Source organism: Corallococcus sp. 4LFB (assembly GCF_046520365.1).
Lineage (GTDB): Bacteria > Myxococcota > Myxococcia > Myxococcales > Myxococcaceae > Corallococcus > Corallococcus caeni.
In genome coordinates this window covers 1-618 of record NZ_JBKGHJ010001209.1, presented here as the reverse complement: position 1 = coordinate 618, position 618 = coordinate 1, and the positions used below count along the sequence as shown (strand labels likewise).

General features: G+C 69.7%; 1 protein-coding gene. It reads left to right on the top strand.

The features are described from left to right. The coding region (locus ACLEQD_RS44965) for a dihydrolipoamide acetyltransferase (protein WP_410392002.1) at nt 1-618 on the top strand (618 nt) is incomplete at both ends.

Below are 618 nucleotides of genomic sequence, written 5' to 3'. Positions count from 1 at the left end.
GCGCCGCCGCAGGCCCCCGCGACCGCGCCGGCGCCCGCCGGCGACCAGACGGCGGACGAGGCCTTCACGTCGCGCGTGAAGACGCTGGAGGAGCAGGTCGTCGACCTGAAGGAGAAGATCTACCGCTCCAAGGCGCGCCTGCTGCTGCTCCAGGAGTCGGTCATGGGCGGCGAGCTGTCCACCGGCGCCCGCGCGGTGCTCGTGCACAAGAACGAGATGGGCAACGCGTTCCAGCTGGAGTCGGTGGTGTACGCGCTGGACGGCGCGCCCATCTTCACCCAGGTGGACACGCAGGGAGACCTGAACCGGCACCAGTCGCTGGAGGTCTTCAACGGCCGCATCGTGCCGGGCCAGCACCAGCTGGCGGTGCGCCTGGTGTACCGGGGCAGCGGCTACGGCGTGTTCAGCTACCTGGAAGGCTACAAGTTCAAGGTGCAATCCAGTTACACCTTCAACGCGGAGTCCGGAAAGGTCACCACGGTGAACGTGGTGGGCGTGGAGAAGGGCGGCCTCACCACCGACCTCAAGGACCGGCCCGCGGTGCGCTACGACATCGAGGTGGCCAAGGACACGCGCGCGAACCGGCCGCCCGGGCCCACCCCTCCGGCGCCGCAAGGC